The following is a 24665-nucleotide window of genomic DNA, read 5'->3' on the forward strand; positions in this document are numbered from 1 at the left end:
CCCAGGGGCGTTCCCCGGCCACGGCCGGTTTGACCGAGCGTGGTCCGGGGCACGCATGACCGTCATCGGCTCCGGCGAGTGCCCCAGATGAGCCGGTACAGGGCGGTGGCGACGACCGCCCACACCACGGTCGCGAGTCCCATCGCGGCGACCGTGGGGATGCGGGCCGCGAGCGCCCACATGCACAGGGCGAAGGCGACCATGCCGATCGCGCCGAGCACGGCTCCACGGGCGTCCTGGGCGGCCAGGATCCTGCTGTGCTCCTCGGTCTCGATCAGCGTGAGAGTGGCGGCCAGGACGGCGGGAAAGGCGAAGAAGATTCCGCCCGCGACCGGTCCCCAGTGGTCGCCGACCAAGCCCGCGACCACCGAGACGGCCGCGCCGAAGGCGAAGCGCAGTGCCATGGCCGCCGGCGAGATGTGGCGCAGCTTGGAAGGCTCGATCTGGATCTTCTCCGAGGCGCTCATGAGATCAGCGGCCAGCCCAGCGCCGCGACGGCCGCCCAGATCGCCAGCGCGACCACCGAGCCGGCGGCGGTGCCGAGGCGTTCCACGAGAGGCGCCGCCGACGCGCAGAAGGCCACCAGCGCGACCGACCCGACGATCATGCCCTGCGCGGACTCCGCGACCTGCCGGCCGCCGATGAACACCAGGGTGATGGTCATCCCCGCCAGCGCGACGGCCGGCCCAGCGGCGAAGATGCCGGCGAACCGCTTCGGGCTCACCATCTCGCCGATCAGCGCGAAGACCGTGACGAGCAGGCCACCGAACAGCGCGCGCAGGGCGATCATCCCTACCTCGTTCACATGTGCTCGCCCCCTTGGGCCGGAGTCGCCGCCGCGGCGGCCTCCTGAGTGATCACGCTGCCACGCGACCGCCGGCCCTGCCTTCCCGGCGGTACGGGCCACGTCTCCCGAATCCGTTCCTATGCCTTTCATCGGCATGATCGGGCCGGATCTAACCTGCCGTGGCGTGGCGGTGAGCTGTGCGGGTCGGCGACCTAGGTGGCGAAGGCGTCCAGGGCGGCGAGGATCTCCTCGCGCATGGTGTCGCTGCCGGTGTGGCCCGAGTCGTCCACCACGACGAGCCGGGCGCCGGGCCAGGCCTGGGCGAGTCGCCAGGCGTTCTCCAGCGGCGAGCCCAGGTCGAGGCGGCCGTGGATGAGCACGCCGGGGATGCCGGCCAGCTTGTGCGCGTCGCGCAGCAGCACGTCCTCCTCCAGCCAGGCGGCGTTGGAGAAGTAATGGCTGCAGATGCGGACGAAGGCCAGCAGGGCGGCGGGCGGGCGGTCGCTGTAGGCGTCGGGCTTGCCGTTGGCCTCCAGGGAGATCACCGAGTCCTCCCACGCCGTCCAGTCGTGGGCCGCCCTGGCCCGTACATCGGGATCGGGGTCGGACATCAGGCGCGAATACGCGGACAGCAGGTCGCCGTCGCGCTCGGCCTCGGGGACGCCCTGGCGGAAGCGCTGCCACTGCTCGGGGAAGAAGCGGCCCACGCCGCGGTAGAGCCAGTCGATCTCGGAGCGGCGGGTCGTGGTGACCCCGGCGACGACCATCCGCGACACCCGCTCGGGATGGGCCTCGGCGTAGGCGAGCATGAGCGTGGAACCCCACGAACCGCCGTAGAGCAGCCACCGGTCGACGCCGAGGTGCTCGCGCAGCCGTTCCATGTCGGCGACCAGGTGGTGGGTGGTGTTGGTGGTCAGGTCGGTGGCCGGGTCACTCGCGTGGGGCAGGCTACGGCCGCAGTTGCGCTGGTCGAACAGGATCACGCGGTAGCGCTCGGGATCGAAGGAGCGCCGCTGGCCCGGCGTGCACCCCGAGCCCGGGCCGCCGTGGACGACCAGCGCGGGCTTGCCCAAGGGGTTCCCGCAGGCCTCCCAGTAGACGAGGTGACCGTCGCCGGTGTCGAGGTACCCGTGGTCGTAGGGCTCGATCGGGGGATACATCGCTCCACGATATGCGTGCGCTCATGTCGATCTCAGGCGAGTCCGGCCGACCGGACGGCCCGGCTGGGTGTCTGTCGACGGAAAGACGGAAGTGACCGGGTCGATTCCACGGAAGTTTGGTGACATCACCCATCATCGCGGGAAGATTCGTATATATGATCTTTACGGTCGTGGAGGCAGATAGCGCGGCCATAAGCCGTCGCCGGCCGTCGTGGCCGGTGCGCGTTGTGGTCCATCCGGATGGAGGCCAGTGATGTCCCGGCGATCTGGGCCAGTCGAGCTCAACACGCACATCGCTCACCCGGCCCGGATGTACGACTACTACCTGGGCGGCAAGGACAACTTCGCCGCCGACCGCGAGGCCGCCGAGGAGGCGCTGAGGTCGGCGCCGGAGATCCGGGACATCGCGCGGGAGAACCGGGCGTTCATGCAGCGGGCGGTGCGATTCCTGGTCGCCTCCGGGATCCGGCAGTTCCTCGACATCGGTGCCGGGCTGCCCACGCAGCGCAACGCGCACGAGGTCGCCCAGGAGTTCGCCCCCGACGCGCGCGTGGTCTACGTGGACAACGACCCGATCGTCCTGGTGCACGCGCGGGCACTGCTCGCCGGGTACGGGCAGGGCCAGACGAAGGTCATCACGGCGGACGCGCGGGACCCCCAGGCGATCCTGGGCGACCCCGACGTCCGCAAGCTGATCGACTTCAGCAGGCCCATGGCCACGATGTTCATCTCGGTGCTGCAGTTCATCCCGGACATGGACCCCGAGGACATCGTCGGGCCCCTGCGCGAGGAGATGGCGCCGGGAAGCTTTCTGGCCATCTCGCACCCCACCCAGGACTTCCGCAAGGACGAGGTGCTGAAGGTGGCCGACACCTACACCCGTGCCAAGGCGCCCGCGGTGCCGAGGACCAGGGCGGAGATCGAGCGCGTGTTCGGCGGCTTCGAGTTCGTGGACCCCGGGCTCGTCCAGGTCCCGCTCTGGCGGAACGAGGGCCCGATCTTCGACCTCGACCGCATCTGGATGTACGGCGGGGTCGCCCGCAAGCCCTAGGCGGCCCCGGAGGATTCACCCTCAGTACGAACCTTCCCGTTCTCCCTTCCCCCCGAGGTGTGCGATGGACGTCGTCGACGCGATGAGAACGACCGGTACCTGCCGCTACTTCAGCGGCGACCCGGTGCCCGAGGAGGTGCTGCTGTCCGCCTTCGACGCCGCGCGCTTCGCGCCTCAGGGCGGCAACCGGCAGCCGGTCCGCTGGGTGGTGGTCCGTGACGCGGAACGGAAGCGGCGGCTGCGGGACTGGTACCTGGAACCCTGGAAGGCCTACCTGAAGGGCATCGGAACGGGTGACATCCAGGTCGGGACGCTGCCGAAGGTCGTCACCGACGCGGACCACTTCGCCGAGCACCTGGACGAGGCGCCCGCCATCGTCGTCTGCTGCGCCGAGCTGGACGGCCTGCACCCCACCGACCACGCCCTCGGGCGGCTCAGCGTGGTCGGCGGCGCCTCGATCTACCCGACCGCGCAGAACTTCTGCCTGGCCCTGCGCGCCCAGGGCGTGGCGAGCGCCCTGACCACGCTGCTGTGCGGCTACGAGCCGCAGGTCAAGGAGCTGCTGGGCATCCCCGACGGGATGATCACCGCCGCGCACATCGCCGTCGGCTACCCGGCGCACGGCTTTCCCACCCGCCTGTCCCGCACGCCGGTGGAGGACATCGTCTTCTCCGAGACCTACGGCACGCCCCTCGCCCCCAGCGGAGCCTGATGATCGGCGGGACGCGCGGGCCGGGCTCCGGCGGCGCGGCGTGCCGCTGACGCTCAGCCACGCCGCCGCGGTCCTGCCGCTGCGGAGGCGGCTGCCCCTCGCGGCGCTGGTGGTCGGCGCGATGGTGCCTGATCTGCCTTACTACGTACCGCTGCCCGTTTCCGCCGGCTCCACCCACGGCTGGCAGGGCGCGGTGCTGGTGGACCTGCCCGCCGGAGCCGCGCTGCTCGTGCTGTTCGAGCTGGTGCTGCGAACGCCCCTCACGGCGCTCGCCCCCGAGGGACTGCGCGCGCGGCTGCCCGGCCCCGCGCCGTCCGCGCCGTCCGGGCCGGCGCCGTCCGGCCGCGCGCCGTACGGACGGGGGGTCACCGTGGCCGCCGCGCTGCTCGCCGGGGTGGCGACCCACCTGCTGTGGGACGCTTTCACGCACGTGGACGGCTTCGCCGTCGTCCACTGGCAGGCGATGCGCGTCCCGGTCGCCGGAGTGCACCGGGTGTTCAACGTGGTGATGTACGTCAGCTCGCTGGGCGGGCTCGCGGTCCTGGCGGGCCGGATCGCCACCTGGTACCGGCGCGCACCCGTACGGCCGGGACGATGGCCCGCCGCCGCGCCCCGTGAGCGCGCCCTGGTCCTGGTGGCCGCCACGGCCGCCGCCACCGCGGGTGCCGTCCTCGGGAGCGGCGGCGCGCCGAGCCTGTACGACCTGGTGCGCTCGGTGCTGCTGGGTGCCATGGACGGCTGCGCGGCGATCCTGGCCTGCCACGCGATCGTGTGGCACGCGCTGGGGTGGTCCCGCCGTGCCCGCGGCCATGACGTTCCCTCATGAGGGTTCCCGATCTGGTCGTACGCGACGCGCGCCTGTGCGGTCGCCCGGGCGACCAGAGGGCGGGCCTCACGGGCCTGGACGCGACGGAGGCGACATAAGGGGCTTATTGTGTCCGGATGCTGAAACCCCGGCTCGTCGCCCTGGCCGCCGCTCTGGTCACCGTGGCCGCCGGGCTCGCGGTGCGGGCGGCGTCCGACGGCGTGCCGGCCAAGTACGCGGGCGACCTGCTCTACACCCTTCTCCTGTACACCCTGGTCATCGCCGCGGCGCCGCGGACGCGCCCGGCATGGGCCGCCGCCGTGGCGCTGGGCGTGAGCTGGCTGATCGAGTTCGCGCAGCTCACCGGGGTCCCGGCCGAGCTGTCGGCCCGCAGCTCGATCGCCCGGCTGGTCCTCGGCTCCACCTTCAACCCGCCGGACCTCCTCTGGTACGCCGCGGGAGCCCTCCTCGGATGGGCGGTCCACACGTCCGGGAAGGGCGGAAAGTCCGGCACGAAGCAGGAATGAACGGCCGCCGGGGTCACTGAAATGGGGCGTGGTGGCGGCGTGACGCGGTCTTGACCTTGCTGCCCCGTCAGACGCCCGGCGCGCCGCTGCTCGACGCTCCGAGCCGTGAGTCCTGCCGAGACCCGGTTTCATGCGGCCTGAGACGCCTGCAGTGCTCGTTGGATGACGACTGCGCCAAGGGGGGGCAGGGTCACCTCTCCGGTGGCCGGCGTGCCGGTGAGCAGGTCTCGTCCTCCGCCTGGGAGGCGGACGGCGGCGCCGCGCTCGGCATCGTGGTTGAGCAGGAAGAGGTACTCGTGCTGTGCGTCCTGGCGTACGGAGCATTCGACGTGGGCGGGGACGTCGCCGAAGCGGTTCTCCACGCCCGCCGCTTCGACCTGGCCGAGCAGCATGGCGCCGAAGGCGGCTTCTTCTAGCAGGGTGGCGAAGTAGACGACCCGGCCGGAGCCGTAGGCGTTGGCGATGACCGCGGCGCGGCCCTCCAGCAGGCCGTCGGCGTAGGTCGCCAAGGCGGTCCCGGTTTCGAGGTGGACGTCCTCGCGCCACCAGTCCGCGCTCGCGGTGCGCCCGTGGGCGAACCGGACGGTGAACCGCTCGCCCGGACGCGCCGGCCAGTATTCGTCGATCTTCGCGCCGATGAGGTGGCGGAACGCGCCGGGGTAGCCGTCCGGGCGGACGCGGTTGCACTCGTCCACCACCCCGGAGAAGAACGACATCACGACGGTGCCGCCGGCGTGGGCGAACGCGGTGATGGCCTCCACACCGTGGTCGTCGATGAGATAGGCGTTCGGGACGATCAGCACCTTGTAGGGCGCGAGGTCGCCGCGCGGGGACACGACGTCGACGGCGTAGTGGTGCTCCCACAGTGGCGTGTAGTGGCGCATGACCGTGTCGGCGTAGCTGAAGTCGTTACGGGGCAGCCCGCCCACCTCCTCCAGTCCCCACCAGCCGTTCCAGTCGAACAGGACGGCGACCTCGGCACGCGCGGTCGTCCCCGCCACGGCTGCGAGGAGTTCGACTTCACGGCCGAGGGCGGTGACCTCGCCGAAGGTACGCGAGCCGGGCCCGGAGTGCGGCAGCATCGCCGAGTGGAAGCGTTCCTGCCCGCCGCGGCCGGCCCGCCACTGGAAGAACATGACCGAGTCGGCGCCGCGTGACACCGCCTGGAGCGAGCCGAGCCGCATCCGCCCGGGCTCCTTGACCACGTTGAGCTTCCACTGGCTGACCGCACTGGCCGCCTGTTCCATGAGCATCCACGGCTGCCCGCCCTTGAGGGAACGGAACAGGTCGAACTGGAAGGCAGCCGACACGTGCGAGTCCGGCCGGGCGGGGTCGGGGTAGATGTCCAGGGCCGCCACGTCCTCCTCCGGAGCCCACTTCCAGTAGTCGGCGTTCCGGTAGAAGCGCATGAAGTTGGTCATGACCGGGATGTCGTCGCGGAAGGAGCGAACGATGTCGCGTTCAGCGACGTAGCACTCCAGAAGGGCGTCGGAGGTGAAGCGCTTGAAGTCCAGAATGCGGCTGGGATTCATCCAGGCACGCGGGATGTCCGGCACCTCGATCTGGTCCCAGTCCGTGTAGACCTGGCTCCAGAACCGGGTCGTCCACGCCTCGTTGAGGGTGCCGAGGTCGCCATACCTGCGCTTGAGCCAATGCCGGAAGTTGACCGAGCTCGCCTCGTTGTACGCGGTGGGGCCGTACTCGTTGCTGATGTGCCACATCACCAGTGCCGGGTGAAAGGAGTAACGCTCGGCGAGCCTGGTGGTGATGTCCGCCGCGTACCGGCGGTAGATCGGCGACGAGGGGTCGTAGTGCAGACGGTTCCCGAAACCGAACGGCTCGCCGTCCGCCATGATCGGGAAGACCTCCGGGTGCAGGTGCGTCAGCCAGACCGGCGGCGCCGCGGTGGGGGTGGCCAGGTCGACGGCGATGCCGTTGTCGTGGAGGAGGTCCATGACCTCGTCCATCCAGCCGAACTCGTACCTGCCCGGCTCGGGTTCGAGCGAGGCCCACGCGAAGACGCCGAGCGAGACGACATTGACGCCGGCCTGCCGCATGAGCCGCACGTCCTCGCGCCAGACGTCCGGATCCCACTGCTCGGGGTTGTAGTCGCCGCCGAACGCCAGGCCACCGACGCGGTTCCTGAAGCCGTCCATTCGAGGGTTCGTCATTTCGAGCTCTCCCGTGGTGATGCCGCTGGGCCGGTACTGCTGAAGGGTCGAAGAACAGGACGACATGCGGGCCGGTGCCGATCTGCGAGCCGGCGATGACGCGGACCAGGTCGAGGCGTCACGGGATGCGACGGCCGTGGGCGTCGGGCACCCCCGATTTGCGGAGGAAATAGGCGTTGATCTGGTCGCGCCACTCCTGCGCGCAGCGGAGTTGCTCGTCGAGGAGGTCCTTCACGCGAGCGCGCATGGCCGGGGGCACCGATCCGGTGCCGGCGAGATCCTCCCAGAGCGACCGGGCCTTGGCCACCTGCTCGACTCCCGCGAAGTGGGTGTCGTAGATGTGCTGAATGACGGTGGACCCGTTGTGCAGCACATGCTCGTACGGGACATGGTGGAAGAACAACAGCAGCTCGTCGGGGCACCGCTCGAGCGACTCGTACACATCCGACCAGGGCGGCGGGTACTGGCCGGTGAACCCGGTCCCGGTGGCGCGGGTGCGGTCCACGCCGACGCCGTCGCGGTCGGCGAAGTGGTAGGTGCCCCAAGGCGTGTACTCGTACCCGTCCACGTCGGGACCGTAGTGGTCCCCGGGACGCACCATGAACCCGACGCCGAGCGGCGCCGTGTACCGCTCGTACGTGCGCCAGGAGTCGTTCATGATCGCGTGCAGGGTGCGCCGCAGCCCTTCGGGAACGCCGGTCGCCGCCGCGAAGGTGAGGTCGATCCACTCGTCGAGGATCGCGACGGGGTCCGTCCACGGCGCCCAGGCGAGCCGGCCGAAAGCGTAGAGGTTGGCCTGCGCGAGCGGGTGGCCGGCATGGCCGCGGTGACGGGCGACACCGGCTCCCGCACCTGGAAGTCGATCGGACCGTGCTTCACCTGGAGGATCACGTTGTCCCTGAACAGCCCATCGAGGGGGGGCGAAGTGGTCGTAGGCCGCGCGGGCCCGGTCGGTCGACCGGTCGCGCCAGTCCTGCCGGTGGTCGTACACGAAGGCGCGCCAGTGGACGACCCCGCCGAACGGCGCCAGCGCCTCGGCGAGCACGTTCGCGCCCTCGGCGTGGGTGCGCCCGTACGCGAACGGACCGGGCTGCCCTTCAGAGTCGGCCTTCACCACGTAGCCGCCGAAGTCGGGGATCGTCTCATACACCCGCTCGGAGATCCCCACCCACCATTTCCGCACGTCCTCGTCGAGCGGGTCGGCGGTCGGCAACCCGCCGAGGACGACGGGCGAGGCGAAATTGGCCGACAGGTGAACCCTGATCCCGTACGGCCGCAGCTCGCCGGCGATCGCGGCGACGTCACCGAGCCGGTCCGTCAGCAGGTGGGTCTCCATAGCATGCACGTTCACGTTGTTCACCGCGACCGCGTTCACCCCGCACGCGGCCAGCAGCCGCCCGTAGGCCCGCACCCGGCTCAGGTCGCCGCGCCGGGCGCCGTCCCGCCAGAAGATCGAGCCGCCCGCGTAGCCGCGCTCGACCTGGCCCATCACCGGATGCACGCCGACGTTGTCCCAGTGGTCGAGCATGCGCCGGCGTATCGCGGGCCGGTGATGCTCCACCGAGCGTGCGGCGCCGAACGCCGGCGCGCCGAGCCGTACCACGTGGAACAGGCCGTAGAGCAGGCCGGCCGGTTCGTCGGCGAGCACCACTGTCACGCCGTCGTGGCGGGCGATCACGAACCCCTCGTCGCCGATCGCGCGATCGGCCTGTCCGTGCCGTCGCCGGAACTCGGCCTGGACCGTCTCGACGACGGCGGGCAGGGGCTCCGCCGTGGAGAGCGCGAGCACGAGGTCGAACGGTCCATCTTCGGCACCGGTCCGGTCACCGCGCGTCCCCTGGTCGCCGGTCCTGCCCGGCGCCGAATGCCGTACGCCGCCGCCGTACCGGGCGCAGGCCCGCGCCACCTCGTCCCGCACGGTATCGATGAGGGGACCGTCGCCGCGCACGAGCGTACGGCCCGAGCCGATCACCCGGAACGCCTCCGGCGGCAGCCACGCCGGGTGGACGTCGTTCGGTTCGAGAATGGTCACAAGGCTCCTTCGGCCGGCGTTCGGGGGCCATCGGGGTGGCCGCTCGGGACGTGTGGTCTTCAGGGGCGGGCGTCTGCGGCTTCAACCGTGAACCTCTTCCGGACCTCGGCGATCATGGGGCGGCTGTTCAGCAGGAGCACCGACGCGAGCGCCGAGGCCAGCAGCGCCAGCGCCATCTCGGAGGCGGCCAGCGTGATGCCGGCCGCCACGACCAGAAGGGAGGCGTTGCCCAGTGCGACGCGGGGGGAGCGGGTGAGGAAGTACGCGGACAGGCGGGCCACGTCCCTCGCTCGGAACTCGAACAGGGAGGTGATCACCAGTGCGTTGGCGACCCAGAGGGTCGCCAACACCGCGATGAGGACCGACGGCACGGCCCACCATCCCGGGACGCCGGCGGCGGTGAAGTTCGCGAGGTTCGACCCGATGATGGTCAGCCACACCAGCCATGGGATCCAGAGCTTCACGACCTGGCGGAAGTTGGCCTTGTAGCCGCGGAAGAACGCCGCCGTGGGACGAAGGTCGGTGAGACTCAGGCGACGGTTGTGCAACGCGTACAGCGCGGCCGAGAGTGCCGGACCTACCGGAAGCAGGCAGGCCGCGGCCAGCGGGACGTTGGCGGCGTCACGGTCGAGCAGGACGAGCCCGATCAGGCCGGGCACGACGGCGGCCAGGAGCAGGAGCTCGACCACGAGCAGGGTGTAGACGAGCGCGGAGGCGCGTGAGAGGGGTCCTTCGCCGAACCGGGGTCCGGCGGTGGTGTCGGCCATCAAGGGGGGCGGTCAGCCGTGTTGCTTCTTGAAGCGCTCGTAGGCGTTGTTGACCAGGTTGACGTACGACGACATGTTCTTCCCTTCGAGTTCGCTGACGTAGGCGTCCCAGTCGCCGAAGTCGCGCTTGCCGATGATGAACTTGAGGGTGTTCTGGGTGACGTGGTCCTTCAGCGGTGTCTGCCACAGCGTCACCTGCTCGCGCTCCTCGTCGGTGAGCGGGTGCGGAGGTGGCACCGGCAGGGGCTTCCTCGCGTTCATCACCTTCTGGAACGCCACCTCCTCGTCGGAGAAGGTCGATTCGAGAAGCCCGGTCCGCCCGCCGTAGGCGAACACGCCGTTGGAGAAGCCGAAGTCCTTCTGCAAGTGCTTCGGCGCCTTGGGGTTGAGCCCGACGAAGTCGACGTCCGACGCCAGCTTGTACTTCCCCGACGCGTCCTTGGTGTAGGTGACCCCGTCGACGCCCCACTTGGCGAACTCCTCGCCCGCGTCGGAATACCAGAGCCAGTCGATGAACTGCATCATGGCGACGAAGTTCTTGCTGTCGCGGGCCTTCTTGGAGATCATGATGCCGTTCTCCAGGCGGGTGTTCCCCGCGCCGTACTTGATGGGTCCGAGCGGCCCGACGGGCAGGGGGATCTTGACGAGCTTGGCCTTCGGATTCGCCTTCTCCAGCGGCGGCCGGTACTCGTTGACCAGCGTTTGCGCGTTCGTGCTGATCACGAAGGACTTGCCGGACACCAGCTTCTGGATCGCCAGGTCGTCGGGCTGCGTGAAGCTTTCCGGGTCGAGCAGCTTCTCCTCCACCAGCGTGCGGAGGTACCGCAGCATCTGCTTGTACTGGTCCATGGTGCCGGTGAAGGCGAACTTCTGGGCACCGGCGTCCCACGCCAGCCCATCCCCGTAGCCCCAGCCTCCGGGGGCGCCGTAGGAGATGCCGATGATGTTCAGCAGGTTGGCGCCGGGCGTGAGGGTTCCCCAGCGGTCGGACAGGGGGTAGGAGTCGGGGAACGCCTCCTTCATCGCCTTGAGCACGGTGTGCAGATCGTCCCAGGTCTGCGGAAGCTCGAGCCCGAGGTCGTCGAGGATGTCCGTACGGATCGCCAGGGAGTAGTCCACCCAGTAGTCCTCGTGGAGCCCGGGGAGCACGTAGAAGCGGCCGTCCGACTGCCGGAGCGTGTCCAGGTCAGCCTGGAGGTTCCACTTGGCGACCTTCTCCTTGAAGTTCGGCATCAGGTCGATGTAGTCGCTGACCGGGAGGATGGCGCCGGAGGCGACGAAGGGGGTCTCCTGACCGGGGTACGTCTTCGGAATGATGAACGGGGCGTCGCCGGCGCCGATCACCAGGCTGCGCTTGTTCTCGTAGTCGCTGAGCGGCACCACGCTGGGTTGGAGCGTCACGTTGGTCCGCTTGCCGAGCTCCGACCAGAACAGCCAGTCGTTCTTGATCGGATAGAACGGGTGGTTGTTGTAGAGGACGCTGAACGAGAGCGGCACGGCGGCCTTGAACTGGCCGCCGGCACCGTAGTTGGGCATCGCGCCGTCCCGGTTCGCCGAGAAGTCGTCGCCCTTCTTCTTGGAATCGTCACTGCCGCAGCCGGCGAGTGCGAGGAACGCGCCCATGGCGACCATCGCCTGACGCCGGTTCATCTGGTACATGGGAGTCCTTTCGCGCGGAACGGGGGGTGTGCGGAGAGCGCCGGAGGCGAGTCGGCGAAGGGCTATCCCTTGACCGCGCCGAGCATGACTCCTGAGACGAAGTACCGCTGGACGAAGGGGTAGATCCCGACGATGGGGAGGATGGTGAGCACCATCGTCACCGACTTGATGTTGGCCGCCACCGTCAGGTCGTTGGCGTCGGCGCCGACGGACGTCGCGGTGGTGGCGCCGGCGATCAGGTTGCGCAGGTAGACGGTCACCGGGAAGAGGTCGGACTGACTCATGTAGAGGAAGGCGGTGAACCAGGAGTTCCAGAACGCGACGGCGTAGAAGAGCACCATCGTGGCGATCACCGCCTTCGACAGCGGCAGCACGATCCGGAGCAGGATGCCGTAGGTGCTCATGCCGTCGATCGCGGCGGCCTCCTCCAACTCGACCGGCAGTCCCTCGAAGAACGTCTTCATGATCAGGAGATTGAAGACGCTGATGGCGTTCGGCAGGACGACGGCCCAGATGCTGTCCTTCAGCCCGATGCCGGTGATCAGGACGTAGTTGGGGATGATGCCGCCGGAGAAGAACATGGTGAAGACGGCGATCCCGACCAGGGCCTTGCGGCCCTTGAGGTGCTTCTTGGACAAGACGTAGGCGTAGCAGGTGGTCAGGAGCATCGAGATCAACGTGGCCACGACCGTGTACACCACGGTGTTGCGGTAGTTCGTCCAGAACGTCAGGTCGGAGACCACGTACTCGTACGTTTTGAGGGTGAACCCGCGTGGGATGAGGTTGACCTGACCCGACCGGATGAAGTTCTCGTCGCTCAACGAGCGGGCGATGATGTTGATGAAGGGGTACAGGGTCACGATCACGACGCTGGCGAGAATGACGGCGTTGACTCCCTGGAAAACGCGGTAACCCCGGCTTCTGTCCACTGTCACCACAGGCTCGTCCCAACTGAGCGGCGGGAGATCAGGTTCGCCGACATGACCAGGGTCAGCCCGATCAGGGCCTCGAACAGGCCGATCGCCGCGGCGTAGCTGAAGTTGTTGGAGACCACGCCCATGCGGTACAGGTACGTGGAGATCACGTCCGCGGTCGGGTACGTCAACGGGTTGTAGAGCAGAAGGATCTTCTCGAATCCGACCGCCATGAACGCGCCGATGTTCAGGATCAGCAGGGTGACCGCGGTCGGCCGGAGGCCGGGGAGGGTCACGTGCCAGGTCTGCCGCCATCGGCCCGCGCCATCGATCCGAGCCGCCTCGTACAGCTGGTCATCGATGGTCGTGAGCGCGGCGAGATAGAGGATCGTCCCCCACCCGACGGTCTGCCACATCTCCGAGGAGATGTAGATCGTCCGGAACCACTCCGGCTGCTGAAGGAACGCGATCGGGTCGTCGCCCACCACGCGCAGGACCTGGTTCACCGGCCCGTCGACCGACAGCAGCTCGATGACGAGGCCGGCCACGACCACCATCGAGAGGAAGTGCGGCAGGTAGGACACCGACTGGACGAACCGTTTGAGGCGCTGGTGCCGGACCTCGTTGATCAGCAACGCGAGCACGATCGGCAACGGGAAGCAGAACAGCAGTGTCAGCGCGCCGAGGACCAGCGTGTTGGTGAACACGTGCCAGAACGTCGGGTCGTTCAGGAACAGCCGCACGTAGCGCAGGCCGACCCACTCCTCGCCCAGCACGCTGCCACCGGGCTCGAACTTCCGGAAGGCGATCACGTTGCCGATCATCGGCAGGTACCGGAATATCGCGAAGAACAACAGCGGGAGGATCGCCAGCGAGTACAGTTGCCAGTCGCGACGCAGCGCCTGACGCCAGGTACGACCAGGAGAGCGCTTTCCATAGACGGGATCGGGCGTCGCCTCACGCGGATCTCGGGTGCCGGGCGACGCGAACCGCGACTCGACGTCCCTGCGCTTCACCAAGCGCCTGCTGTGGACTCGGGCACGGCGGCGCCGGGTGCACGGTCGCCCCGCACAGGCCGGGCGGTCCTCTCCACTCGCGTCCTGGGCGGGACGAGCGTCTCGGCCCGCCCAGTGGGAGACGGCCGCGTATCTCGGCATAGTGCGGAGTCGCCCGACGCGGCGCTCGTGTCGTTCGACGGCTGATCGCTCATGCCATCCCCTCAGCCAACGATGGCGTCATCCCACGCCGTCAGCGGAATGTGTCACGGTGGTGGTTCCGAAACTTTCAAGATGTCGCATTAATATTTCGGAAATATAGGAGCGAGTCAGAGGCACGTCAAGAGGGCGGTCAGCGCTGGGCTTCGGCAGGAGAACCGACATCAGGGGCATCACCTGCTGGAGGCTTGTCCCGGATTCGCCCTGGCCGGATCGCGGCAAGCGTCTCCATCAGGCCGTGCGGTTGCCCTAGACTGAATCTTATTCAGACCTTTCGGCGTGAGCCGATCGGTTGTCAATGCGGCCGCCGACCTGGATCGGAGAGCATATGGTGAAGGCCGGAACGAGGCCCAGAAAGCAGGGCACGTCGCCGCGGGCGGTCGAAGAGACCGATACCATCGATCTGGACGACACGCGGTTGCAGACGGACGCCGCCCAGGGCTTGGCGGACGCGGCACGCGAGCTCTTCGTCAAGAAGGGCTTCTCGGCGACGACCGTGAGTGACATCACCGAGCGCGCGGGCATGAGCGTGGGCTCTCTGTACTACCACTACGGGAGCAAGACCAACATCTACCTCGCCATCTGGCTGACGTACCAGCGCAGCCAGGAGGCACGTGCTCGCGAGACGGTCGTGGCCGTGCGCGCCGCCGGGGTCACCAACGGGCTGCGTCTGTTCCTGGCCGGGACACGCGCCTACCTTCTGGGCGCCTGGGAGCATCGCGACGTGGTGCGACTGGTCGCCGACGGCGACACGCCTCCCGGGTTCGGGCTGCGGATGCGCCGAATCAACCAGGACTGGCTTCGGCAGAACGCCGCCCTGCTGCGGGAGAGCTCGAATCTGCTCGGACAGGACGACGCGCTGGGCGTCCGCGCGATGGTCGCGATCGTCACCGACGCCATGGGCGGGATCTGCCGTGAGGTGGCCGCTTGCGCGACCCGCGAGGAGGCCGAGGAACTGGTGGCCCGGGCCGTCGATGTCTTCGCGCGGCTCGCGAACGTGCCTTCGGAGGGTCAACGCCAGCCCGACAACTGACGTGTTCACCGGGGAGACATCCCCGGTGAGGATGGCGGATCCGAGCGAAGAGGCCGGTGTGCTCTCCCGACCTCCTTCGCCGGCCGAGCCTCAGGCGCCGCCCTTGACCGAGGTGATGAGGAGCTGGGCGACGTCCACGACCTCCAGCGATTCCTTGGCCTGGCCGCTGTTCTTCTTCTCGTTGATCGCGTCTCCGAGCATGACCAGGCAGAAGGGGCAGGCGGTGGAGACGGTGTCGGGATCGGTGGTGAGCGCCTCGTCCACGCGTTCGGTGTTGATGCGCTTGCCGATGCGCTCTTCCATCCACATGCGCGCGCCGCCCGCGCCGCAGCAGAAGCCGCGGTCCTTGCAGCGGTGCATCTCCTGGGTCTGGACCCCGGGGACCTTGGCCATGATGTCGCGCGGCTGGGCGTACACCTTGTTGTGGCGGCCCAGGAAGCACGGGTCGTGGTAGGTGATCTTCTCCTCGATCGGGGTGATCGGGGTGAGGCGGTCGTCCTCGACGAGCTTGGCCAGCAGCTGGGTGTGGTGCACCACCTCGAACATGCCGCCGAGCTGGGGATACTCGTTGGCCAGGGTGTTGAAGCAGTGCGGGCAGGTGGCCACGATCTTCTTGACCCCGGCCTCGTTGAGGGTCTCGATGTTCTGCTGGGCGAGCATGTTGAACAGGAACTCCATGCCCAGGCGGCGCGCCGGGTCGCCGGTGCACGCCTCCATCGGGCCCAGCACCCCGAACTTCACCCCGGCGATGTGCAGCAGCTCGGCCACGGCCTTGGTGGTCTTCTTGGCCCGGTCCTCCAGAGCGCCGGCGCAACCGACCCAGAACAGGTATTCCAGGTCGTCGGGGACCTTCTCCTCGATGAGCAGGACCTCGATCGGGTCGACCTCGCGGGAGGCCAGCTCCTCGATCCACTCGGCCCGCTTGGTCTCCGGCACCCCCCACGGGTTGCCCTTGTTCTCGAGGTTCTTGAGCATGACGCCCGCCTCGGAGGGGAAGTTCGACTCGATCATGACCTGGTAGCGGCGCATGTCGATGATGTGGTCGATGTGCTCGATGTCGACCGGGCACTGCTCGACGCACGCGCCGCAGTTGGTGCAGGACCACAGCACATCAGGGTGGATCACACCGTCCTCGCCGACCAGCGGCTTGCCCGCCAGCGCCAAAACGTCCTCGGGCAGGTTCGCCCGCTCCTCCTCACTGGCCAGCAGGTACGGGGCGATCGCGAAGGCGTGGTCACGCTGGTCCAGGATCAGCATCTTGGGCGACAGCGGCTTGTCGGTGTTCCACGCCGGGCACTGCGACTGACACCGCCCGCACTCGGTACAGGTGTAGAAGTCCAGGAACCCCTTCCAGGTGGTGTCCTCGATCTTGCCCCGGCCGAACACGTCGGTGTCGGGATCGGCCTCCTCGAAGTCCAGCACCTTGCCATTGCTGCGCATCTCCGGCACCGCACCCAGGCCATCAGGACGGCGGGAGAACATGACGTTCAGCGGCGCGGTGAAGATGTGCAGGTGCTTGGAGTTCACCACGATCACCAAGAACACCAGCATCACGCCGATGTGCAGGAGCAGGCCGACCTTCTCCAGCACCTCGTTGGCGGTGTGACCAAGCGAGCGCAACAGCGCGGCGGCGGCCTCGGACCCAAAGGCCCCGGCGCGGTAGGGGAAATTGCCCGTGTTGATCGCCGCGCCCCGGAACAGGAACAGCGACCAGATCACGTTGAAGATCATGAACAGGATCAGCCACGCGCCGCCGAGGTGCGAGCCCGCGAACCTGGACTCGCGGCCGAGCTTCTTGGGCGAGTTGGCCAGGCGGATGGCCGCGAAGGCCGCCAGGCCCACAACGCACGCCACCGCGATGAAGTCCTGGAGGAACCCCAGCACGGGCCAGGTACCGACCAGGGGGATGTGGAAGTTGGGCTTGCCGGTGACCGCGCCCTGGACCAGCGCCCCGTACGCCTCCAGGTAGACCGTCGCCAGGATCACAAAAGCCCAGAACACCAGGAAGTGCGCGACACCCGACGGGGTCCACTTCAGCAGCTTCCGCTGAGCGAACACCTCGACAAGCTGCGCCTTGACCTCGGCGCCGATGTTCTCCCTGGCGTATTGCACCCGTTCGGGAGCGGGCCGGCCGCTGGTAGCGAGCCGGTGAAGGAACCGGACGCGCAGCCCGGTCGCGATCACCCCCGCCACGGTCATGGCCAGTCCGGCTATCGCCACCATGAGCACAGGTCCTCCTCTGATCGGCCCGGCGGTCGCTGAAAGTCCTATCTGAATGCCATTCACTATGGCAAGGGTGGGTGGCGGTGGAGGTGTGCCTGGTCTTCCGGGTGGGTCCTTCGGCCTGGGATGCAGCTAAACACGCTGCTAGGAAGGCGGTCAACCGTCGCGCGGCGGTACGGCCACCCTGTTGCGCCAATGTGACGGGCCTGTTTCCGTTGACGCCGTTCTCGGCCACATGCTAGACATCCCTTGAATGACATTCAGTTTATGTCGGTCATGTGGAGGGACAGGAGGTGTGGTTGTGCTCGCTCTGCTCAGTGACGAGCAGCAGATGCTCAAAGAGGTGGCCCGGCAGATCGCCGGGTCCGCCGGCCTGGCGAACCCGGGTGACCTGACCACCCGGGACCGGGACGCGGCCTGGCGGGCGCTGGCCCAGGCGGGCCTGCTGGCGCTGCGTACACGGGACGGTGACGGGCTGCCGGTCGGCTCCGGAGTCGAGGTCGCCGTGGTGGCCGAGGCGCTGGGCGCCGGGCTGGTCCCCGTGCCCTATCTCGGTTCGGCCGTTCTCGCCACGGAGCTGCTGGCCCTGGCCGGCGCGCATGACGAGGCCGAGAAGCTGGCCGAGGGCACGACCCGGGCCGGGGTCCTGCTGGACCACGACCTGTCCGGCCTGGTCCGCTCGCCGGAAGGCGGCTCGGGATACGGCTGGGACGTCGACGGCGCGGACACGGTGCTGGCCCTGGCGGACTCCTCCGCGGGCACGCGGGTGGTACGGATCTCGCTGGACGCCGGTTTCGCCCCGGTGGCGAGCGCCGACCTCACCCGTGCGCTGGTCCGCTCGGACGGGCCGATCGACCCGGGACGCCTGACGACGGTGGGCGACGCGCTGGCCCCCGAGGACCTGCTCCGGTGGGAGGCGCTCACGCTCGCCGCGATCTGCGCCGACGCGGTCGGTGTCATGCGCGCCGCGGTGGAGCGGGCCGTTGGCTACGCCAAGGAACGGGTGCAGTACGGGGCGCCGATCGGCTCCTTCCAGGCGGTCCAGCACATGTGCGCGGAGGCGTACGTGAGCGCGGAGTCCGTGGCGAGCGCCACGAGCTACGCCGCGTGGGCGGTGGACGCGCTCGACCCGGCGGAGGCGGTGCTGGCCGCGCGTACCGCGAAGGCGCAGTGCGCCGCCGTCGCGCGTGACGTGACCGAGACGGTCATGCAGGTGTTCGGCGGCATCGGCCAGACCTACGAGCACATCGCGCACGTGCACACCCGCCGCGCGCTGATGGATCGCCAGTTGTTCGGCGACGAGGGCGCCCAACTGCTTCTTATCGCCGACGTCCGGCTGACGGGAGAGTGACCATGGACTACCGAGACACCCCCGATGAGGCGGAGTTCCGCGCGGTCCTGCGCCGGTGGCTGACCGAGAACATCCCGGCGGGCTGGGACAAGATCGAGGATGAGGAGGAGGCCGTACAGCTGCGCAAGTCCTGGCACCGCACCCTCTACCAGGCCGGCTACGTCGGGCTGAGCTGGCCGGTGGAGTACGGCGGGCGCGGGCTGAGCCCGGTCTACGACGCGATACTCAACGAGGAGTCGGGCAACCTGGGCGCCCCGCCCCTGCCCTCGGTCGGGTACATCGGCCGGGCCATCTTCACCTACGCCTCCGAGGAGCAGAAGAGGCGTTTCCTGCCCCCTCTGCTGTCCGGCGAGATGTCATGGTGCCAGGGCTTCAGCGAGCCGGAGGCCGGTTCCGACCTGGCCTCGCTGCGCACGCTCGCGCGGCTGGACGGTGACCACTACGTGGTGAACGGCCAGAAGATGTGGACCAGCGGCGGCCAGTACGCCGACTGGTGCCTGCTGCTGGCCCGCACCGACCCGAGCGTCCCCAAGCACAAGGGCATCTCGGCCTTCCTGGTCTCGATGAGCGAGCCGGGCGTCACCGTACGGCCCATCGTGATCGCCAGCGGGGAGGCGGAGACCGCCGAGGTCTTCTGGGACGACGTGCGAATCCCGGTGGAGCAGCGGCTCGGCGCCCCCGGCGAGGGCTGGCGGATCGCGATGACCACGGTCGCCTACGAGCGCGGCCCGGCCGACATCGGCTTCATCGCCAACTACCGGCGCACCCTGCGCGAGGTGGAGCGGCTCGCGGCCGAACGCGGGCTGCTGGAGCAGCCGGAGACGCGCAAGGCGCTCGCCCGCGCGTACGTGCGCGGCGAGGTGCTGCGCCTCAACTGCATGGAGCAGTTGTCGCTTCGGGTCTCCGGACGGCCCCCCGGCCCGGAGGGCTCGGTGGCCAAGCTGCTGTGGGCGGACGCCGAGCAGTCGTTGCAGCATCTGGCCATGGACATCCTCGGCGCCGACGAGCTGACCGGTGCCGCCGACGGGTGGCTCAGCTCGTACTTCACCTCCCGGCCGGTCAGCGTGTACGGCGGGTCGGCGCAGATCCAGAAGAACATCATCGCGCGGATGCTCGACCTGCCGCGCTGAGCCCCTCCGGTCGAGTGCGCCTGTTCCGCCGGGACGCCGTTCACCCCCGGCCGGTTCCGCCGATCGACGTCGGGTTCACCGGGAGGGCCGTCTTCCGGAAGAACCCTGAATCCCCCTCACGACGCTGATCCATCAAGAACGTCCTGCCTCGGCTGGTCCTGAGGTCGCCGCCGCACGTCCGAAAGCGGCGTCCCCTTCGAGTGATCTTCAATGCAGCCGTTCGCCCGTGGGTGATCTCGCCGATCACCGCACCACACCCCCCGTACTACCTCCTGAACATGATTCAGCCGCTGGATTCCCCTGGCTGAGGAGGCCGCAATGAGACCACGACACATCCGTCTCGCGATGGTATCGATCAGCGCGCTGCTGACGCTTCCGCTCACCGCGTGCTCAGGCTCCGGTGACGCCGCCGGCGCCGGAGGAGGCGCCGAGCCCTACATCGTCTACATCACCGGCGACTACTCCGGTCCCATCTCCACCAACACCAAGAGCATAGACGCCGGCATCAAGATCGCCGCGGAGGAGTTCAACGCCTCCGGCGGCGTCAACGGCAGGAAGATCGTGGTCGAGACGGCCAACGACCAGAACGACCCGACCAAGGCGGTCAGCCTCCTGCAGCAACGCCTGTCCCAAGGGAGGAAGCCGGACCTGGTCTACCCGGGCAGTTCTAGCGCGGTCTCGCTCTCCCTGCTGCCCATCCTGACCCGGCAGAAGATCGTGTCCGTCGGCGGGACGGTGAGCACGCTGCTCAACGACCCCGCCAAGTTCCCCTACCACTTCGGCATCTCCTCGCCCGGCAAGGACTACGCGCCCGCGCTGATCTCGATCGCGAAGTCCAACGGCTACAAGAAGATCGCCATGCTGTACTCCAACGACGCCACGGGCCAGAGCTCGGCGGAGATCTACAAGTCCGCCGTCCAGGGCGCGGGGATGCAGTTCATCGAGGCGCGCTACGAGGCGACCGCGCTGGACATGAGCTCGCAGCTCAACCAGCTCAAGGCGCAGGACCCCGACGCGCTCCTGCTCAACGGGTACGGCACCGCCGCGCTCTACGTCATGCGCAGCCGGGCCCAGATCGGCTGGGACATCCCCGCCTACTGCGACCAGCTCGCCTCCAGCTTCCCGTACCTGAAGAACCTCGGCGCGGAACAGCTCAAGAACGTCAACGTGGTCGTCTCCTCGGCCACCCTGTCCTCCAGCGAGCAGCACCCAGGCCTCGCCGGGTTCATCCAGAAGATCAAGTCCGGTCCGGTGGCCGAGGGGATCTCCAGCACCGGCTGGGGCCTCTACTCGACCGGGCACGACGCGCTCGCCGTCGTCGTGTACGCCGCGCGCGAGGCCAAGTCGAACGACTCGGCCAAGGTCAAGGCGACGCTGGAGAACCTGCCCGAGCCGACCGGCGCGCCGCTTTGGTACTACGCCGGCCCGAACGGCCAGTACCTGAAGTTCAGCTACTCGCCGACCGACCACTTCCCGACCGCCGGCGCCGACACCTTCCAGTACGTGCCCCCCGGCACCTACAACGGTGACGGCTTCTACACACCTGACAAGGCGTGAGGCGGCCATGACGACGGTATGGGCGGGGCTGGCGACGGGCGCGATCTACTCGCTGATCGCGATCGGGTACAACGTGGTGCTGCTCGCCTCCGGCACGTTCAACTTCGCGCACGCCCAGCTCCTGATGGTCGGCACCTTCCTGGCCTACGCCGGCGCGGTCACCTTCGGCCTCCCCGTCGTGGTGACCGTCCTGTTCGCCGCCGTCGGGGTTGGGGTGGTGGCGCTGCTGGAGGAGCGGATCGCGATCCGGCCGCTGCTCGGACGCTCGGACGCGCACGGCGCGCTGATCACCACGGTCGGCGCCGCGACGATCCTGGACGGCCTGGCCGCGGCGATCTGGGGCCGGCAGCCCCTGACCGTGCCGTCGGGCCTCCCGGACCATCCGCTGGAACTGCTCGGGGGCACGGTCCGCCCGGTCGACCTGGTGCTGATCGCGCTCACCCTGCTGCTCGGCGTCGGACTGCACCTGTGGTCGCGGTACTCCCTGCTCGGCCTCGCCTCGCTCGCCTCGGCCGAGGACCGGCAGGCGGCATCGGCCCGCGGCATCAACGTACGGCTGCTCGGCGTCGGGGCGTTCGTCCTGGCCGGAGTGATCGCCGGGGCGTTCGGACTGCTGGTCGGCGCGCGCACCTACGCGACCTTCGACCTCGGTCACGCGCTGTCCCTCTTCGGCTTCGTGGCGATCGCGATCGGCGGTTCGGGCAGCCAGCTCGGCGGACTGATCGGCGGCTTCGCCACCGGGCTGATCTACGCGTTCGCCGCGCGCTACATCGGCGCGGCATACCCGCAGCTCGTGGTCTTCGGGGTGTTCCTGCTGATCCTCTTCCTGCGACCGCGCGGGCTCTTCGGCGCCGCGCTCGAACGGCGGGTGTAGCCATGACCGCACTCATCCACCGGTACCGCCCGCTGATCGCCGTACTGCTCGTGGTGCTGCTCATGGCCGCGCCCGGGGTGGGCCTGATCAACGCCTACTGGTCGCGCACGGTGATGCTGATCGCGATCCTGAGCCTGCTCGTCAGCGGCCTGAACGTCGTCCTCGGCTACGCCGGGGAGCTGGCCGTCGGCCAGGTGGCGCTCTACGCGGTCGGCGCCTACGTCGCCGGCTACCTGGGCGTCGAGTTCGGCGCGACCAACGTGCTGCTGGCGCTCGCGGCGGCGACGGCCGCCGCGGTCGTGGTCGGGCTGGTGACCGGAATACCCGGCCTGCGGCTCGGCGGCTGGTCGCTGGCGATGGTGACCTTCTTCCTCGTCACCCTGATCCCGAACCTGATCGACATCCTGCACTCCTTCACCGGGGGCACGCTCGGCCTCGCCGCCGCGGTCCCGACGCTGTTCGGCATGGAGATCATCGGCGACCGGCTGTACGTGCTGATCCTGCTGGTCACCGCGGGGTGGTTCGCCATCGCCCGCAACCTGCTGCTCTCCCGGCACGGCGACATCTTCCTCGTGCTGCGGCAGAGCCCGATCCTGGCCTCGGTCCTCGGCGTCTCGGTCTACCGGCTGAAGCTGCTCGCCTACGTCATCGGCGCGATCCCGGCCGCCTTGGCCGGCGCGCTGTTCGCGATGATCGACGGGTTCATCGCCCCGGAGACCTTCACCTTCGCGCTGGCGCTGAGCGTGCTCGCCGCCTCGGTGGTGGGCGGTTCGACATCCGTCTACGGCGCGATCGCGGGCGCGGCGGTGATGCAGCTCGGCCAGCAGACCTTCACCCAGTTCCAGGACTGGCAACTGGTGATCTACGGAGCGTTCCTGCTGCTGGCGGGCGTCATCTTCAACCGCGGGCTCGCGGGGATCGCCCACGACGGGCTGGCCGCGGCGCGGCGGCGCGGCTGGCTGCCCACGCTCCCGCCCGCCTCCGCCACCGCCTCCGCCACCGCCTCCGCCACCGCCTCCGCCACCGCCTCCGCCACCGCCTCCGCCTCCGCCACCGCAGAGCCCGGCCGTGACCCGGCGGCCGGTGCCCCCGCGAGCGTCGAGCTCGACCGCCTGAACGGCGCCGTGCTGCGGACCGAGGGGCTGAGCAAGTCCTTCGGCGGCAACAAGGCGCTGCAGGATGTCTCGATCGAGGCCCACCCCGGCGAGGTGACCGCCCTGATCGGCCCGAACGGCTCCGGAAAGACCACCCTGCTCAACCTCATCAGCGGCTTCTACAAACCCTCGGGCGGGTCGCTGATGCTCGAAGACGAGCAGATCGGCGGCCGGCCGCCGTACCGGATCGCACGGCTCGGGGTGACCCGTACCTTCCAGACCCCGCTGATCCCCAAGCACATGAGCACGGTCGCCTTCGTCGCCACCGGCCGGTACGTGACCCACCGCGTGGGGATCGCCGCCGCGGTGCTGAGGCTCCCGGTGTTCCGCCGAGGGTACGCGGCGGACAACGCCGAGGCGCTCAAGCTGCTGCGGTGGCTTGGTATCGACGACGTCGCCGACCGTCCGGTCGACTCGCTGGCACTGGGCACCCGCCGGCTGGTCGAGGTGGCGCGCGCGCTCGCGTCAGGGGCCAGGGTCTTCCTCTTCGACGAGGTGGGCTCCGGGCTGGACGAGAGCGACCTGGTGGTGCTGGAACGGGCGATCGAGAAGATCCGCCAGGCGGGCGGCACCGTGATCCTCGTCGAGCACAACTTCCCGCTGGTGCTCAAGCTGGCCGACCGCATCCACGTACTCAGCCAGGGCACGCTCATCGCCTCCGGCACCTCGGCGGAGATCCAGGCGGATCGCCGGGTGCTCGCCGAGTACACCGGCGCGACGGACCACGAGCCCCCGGCCGAGACCCCAGAACCGGAGCCGGCCGGCCGGCCCACGGCACCGAAGGGAGCCCAGTGATGTTGTCCGCGGCCGGGATCACCGGTGGATACGGAGACCTGCGCGTGCTGTGGGGAGTGGACGCGGCGGTCCGCGCGGGGAAGATCACCGTGGTCCTCGGGCGCAACGGCGCCGGGAAGACCTCGCTTCTCTGCGCGATCGCCGGACTGCTGCCGAACGTCGGCCAGGGCAAGGTCGAGCTGGACGGGCAGGACATCAGCGGTGCGCGAGCACACCGGCGGATACGCGCCGGGCTGGCCCTGGTCCAGGAGAACAAGCGGGTCTTCCACGCCAGGAGCGTCGAGGAGAACCTGCTCCTCGGCGGGTACCTGCTTCCGGGCCGCGGGCTGCGCAGCCCGGCCAGGCGGGAGGCGCTGGAACAGGCATACCAGCGCTTCCCGCTGCTGAAGGAGCGGCGACGCGTGCCGGCGGGGAGCCTCTCGGGTGGTCAGCAGCAGATGCTCGCCATCGGCCAGGCGCTGATGCCGGGCCCGAAGCTGCTGATGCTCGACGAGCCCTCCGCCGGTCTGGCGCCCGCCATCGTCAACGAGGTCCTCGCGATGGTCTCGGCGCTGCGCGACGAAGGGCTGTCCATCCTCCTCGTCGAGCAGCGCATCGAGCACGCGCTGGAGATAGCCGACGACGTGGCGGTGATGGAGAACGGGCGGATCGTCGCCGCGGGCCCCAAATCCGAGTTCGACGACGGCGCGGTGATCCGCGAAGTGTATCTGGGCCGGTCGGACGAGCGGCTGACCATAGGAAACGTGTAA

Annotated in this window: 20 protein-coding genes and 2 pseudogenes; 11 read left to right on the forward strand and 11 right to left on the reverse strand. The window is 69.2% G+C overall.

The window, feature by feature from the left end:
• Window positions 1–62: 62 nt before the first annotated feature.
• From OG589_RS10270 to pip, 3 genes are all read right to left on the reverse strand, one after another.
• Window positions 63–467, reverse strand: a complete 405-nt coding sequence (locus tag OG589_RS10270) for a DUF3147 family protein (RefSeq protein WP_405148196.1) — start codon at window positions 465–467, stop codon at window positions 63–65.
• Window positions 464–805 (reverse strand): DUF3147 family protein, encoded by a 342-nt coding sequence (locus OG589_RS10275; RefSeq protein WP_405148197.1) that lies wholly within the window; start codon window positions 803–805, stop codon window positions 464–466. The genes OG589_RS10270 and OG589_RS10275 overlap by 4 nt, the downstream gene beginning before the upstream one ends.
• A gap of 194 nt (window positions 806–999) precedes the next feature.
• On the reverse strand, window positions 1000–1947 hold the full coding sequence (pip, locus tag OG589_RS10280) for a prolyl aminopeptidase (protein ID WP_405148199.1): 948 nt from the start codon (window positions 1945–1947) through the stop codon (window positions 1000–1002).
• 253 nt (window positions 1948–2200) lie between these two features.
• On the opposite strand from pip, the gene OG589_RS10285 reads away from it, so the two are divergent.
• The 4 genes from OG589_RS10285 to OG589_RS10300 all read left to right on the forward strand — a co-directional run bounded on the left by OG589_RS10285 (window position 2201) and on the right by OG589_RS10300 (window position 5042).
• On the forward strand, window positions 2201–2998 hold the full coding sequence (locus OG589_RS10285; protein ID WP_405148200.1) for an SAM-dependent methyltransferase: 798 nt from the start codon (window positions 2201–2203) through the stop codon (window positions 2996–2998).
• A gap of 64 nt (window positions 2999–3062) precedes the next feature.
• Complete coding sequence (locus OG589_RS10290) at window positions 3063–3710, forward strand: nitroreductase family protein (protein WP_405148201.1); 648 nt, start codon at window positions 3063–3065, stop codon at window positions 3708–3710.
• A 40-nt stretch (window positions 3711–3750) separates the two neighbouring features.
• Window positions 3751–4536 carry a DUF4184 family protein gene (locus OG589_RS10295; RefSeq protein ID WP_405148203.1) on the forward strand — a complete coding sequence of 262 codons (786 nt, stop codon included), beginning with the start codon at window positions 3751–3753 and terminating at the stop codon, window positions 4534–4536.
• A gap of 116 nt (window positions 4537–4652) precedes the next feature.
• Window positions 4653–5042 carry a DUF2809 domain-containing protein gene (locus OG589_RS10300; RefSeq protein ID WP_405148205.1) on the forward strand — a complete coding sequence of 130 codons (390 nt, stop codon included), beginning with the start codon at window positions 4653–4655 and terminating at the stop codon, window positions 5040–5042.
• 128 nt (window positions 5043–5170) lie between these two features.
• On the opposite strand, the gene OG589_RS10305 is transcribed toward OG589_RS10300, so the two are convergent.
• From OG589_RS10305 to OG589_RS10335, 7 genes and pseudogenes are all read right to left on the reverse strand, one after another.
• Complete coding sequence (locus OG589_RS10305; RefSeq protein ID WP_405148207.1) at window positions 5171–7213, reverse strand: beta-galactosidase; 2043 nt, start codon at window positions 7211–7213, stop codon at window positions 5171–5173.
• Between the two features lie 118 nt (window positions 7214–7331).
• A pseudogene (locus OG589_RS10310) lies at window positions 7332–8015 on the reverse strand (alpha-glucuronidase); the annotation flags it as partial.
• A 126-nt stretch (window positions 8016–8141) separates the two neighbouring features.
• Window positions 8142–9245 (reverse strand): annotated as a pseudogene (locus OG589_RS10315) (alpha-glucuronidase); the annotation flags it as partial.
• Between the two features lie 59 nt (window positions 9246–9304).
• Entirely contained in the window at window positions 9305–10012 is a 708-nt protein-coding gene (locus OG589_RS10320; protein ID WP_405148209.1) for a DUF624 domain-containing protein, read from the reverse strand.
• A gap of 12 nt (window positions 10013–10024) precedes the next feature.
• Window positions 10025–11662 (reverse strand): extracellular solute-binding protein, encoded by a 1638-nt coding sequence (locus OG589_RS10325; protein WP_405148210.1) that lies wholly within the window; start codon window positions 11660–11662, stop codon window positions 10025–10027.
• Between the two features lie 71 nt (window positions 11663–11733).
• The gene (locus tag OG589_RS10330; protein WP_405148212.1) at window positions 11734–12606 is read right to left on the reverse strand and encodes a carbohydrate ABC transporter permease; all 873 of its coding nucleotides are present in this window, start codon (window positions 12604–12606) and stop codon (window positions 11734–11736) included.
• A complete protein-coding gene (locus OG589_RS10335) occupies window positions 12603–13601 on the reverse strand; it encodes an ABC transporter permease (RefSeq protein WP_405148214.1) in 999 nt (332 codons plus the stop codon). Before OG589_RS10335 ends, OG589_RS10330 begins: the two co-directional genes overlap by 4 nt.
• A 526-nt stretch (window positions 13602–14127) precedes the next feature.
• Here OG589_RS10335 and OG589_RS10340 point away from each other — a divergent pair.
• The gene (locus OG589_RS10340; protein WP_405148215.1) at window positions 14128–14832 is read left to right on the forward strand and encodes a TetR/AcrR family transcriptional regulator; all 705 of its coding nucleotides are present in this window, start codon (window positions 14128–14130) and stop codon (window positions 14830–14832) included.
• A 90-nt stretch (window positions 14833–14922) separates the two neighbouring features.
• Here OG589_RS10340 and OG589_RS10345 read toward each other — a convergent pair whose 3' ends face one another.
• Window positions 14923–17055 (reverse strand): (Fe-S)-binding protein, encoded by a 2133-nt coding sequence (locus tag OG589_RS10345; RefSeq protein ID WP_405152005.1) that lies wholly within the window; start codon window positions 17053–17055, stop codon window positions 14923–14925.
• 301 nt (window positions 17056–17356) lie between these two features.
• Between OG589_RS10345 and OG589_RS10350 the strand changes: the two genes are divergently transcribed.
• The 6 genes from OG589_RS10350 to OG589_RS10375 all read left to right on the forward strand — a co-directional run bounded on the left by OG589_RS10350 (window position 17357) and on the right by OG589_RS10375 (window position 24665).
• Window positions 17357–18406 (forward strand): acyl-CoA dehydrogenase family protein, encoded by a 1050-nt coding sequence (locus OG589_RS10350; protein ID WP_405148217.1) that lies wholly within the window; start codon window positions 17357–17359, stop codon window positions 18404–18406.
• Between the two features lie 2 nt (window positions 18407–18408).
• Entirely contained in the window at window positions 18409–19536 is a 1128-nt protein-coding gene (locus tag OG589_RS10355; protein ID WP_405148219.1) for an acyl-CoA dehydrogenase family protein, read from the forward strand.
• A gap of 318 nt (window positions 19537–19854) precedes the next feature.
• Window positions 19855–21093, forward strand: coding sequence for an ABC transporter substrate-binding protein (locus OG589_RS10360; protein ID WP_405148221.1), 1239 nt, complete (start codon window positions 19855–19857; stop codon window positions 21091–21093).
• A gap of 7 nt (window positions 21094–21100) precedes the next feature.
• Window positions 21101–21967 carry a branched-chain amino acid ABC transporter permease gene (locus OG589_RS10365; protein WP_405148223.1) on the forward strand — a complete coding sequence of 289 codons (867 nt, stop codon included), beginning with the start codon at window positions 21101–21103 and terminating at the stop codon, window positions 21965–21967.
• Window positions 21968–21969: 2 nt separating this feature from the next.
• Complete coding sequence (locus tag OG589_RS10370) at window positions 21970–23916, forward strand: ABC transporter permease subunit (protein WP_405148225.1); 1947 nt, start codon at window positions 21970–21972, stop codon at window positions 23914–23916.
• Window positions 23916–24665: an ABC transporter ATP-binding protein gene (locus tag OG589_RS10375; protein WP_405148227.1), complete on the forward strand. Its 750-nt coding sequence runs from the start codon at window positions 23916–23918 to the stop codon at window positions 24663–24665. The genes OG589_RS10370 and OG589_RS10375 overlap by 1 nt, the downstream gene beginning before the upstream one ends.

It is taken from the genome of Sphaerisporangium sp. NBC_01403 (genome assembly GCF_045040145.1).
In the GTDB taxonomy this organism is placed as follows: Bacteria; Actinomycetota; Actinomycetes; order Streptosporangiales; family Streptosporangiaceae; genus Sphaerisporangium; species Sphaerisporangium viridialbum.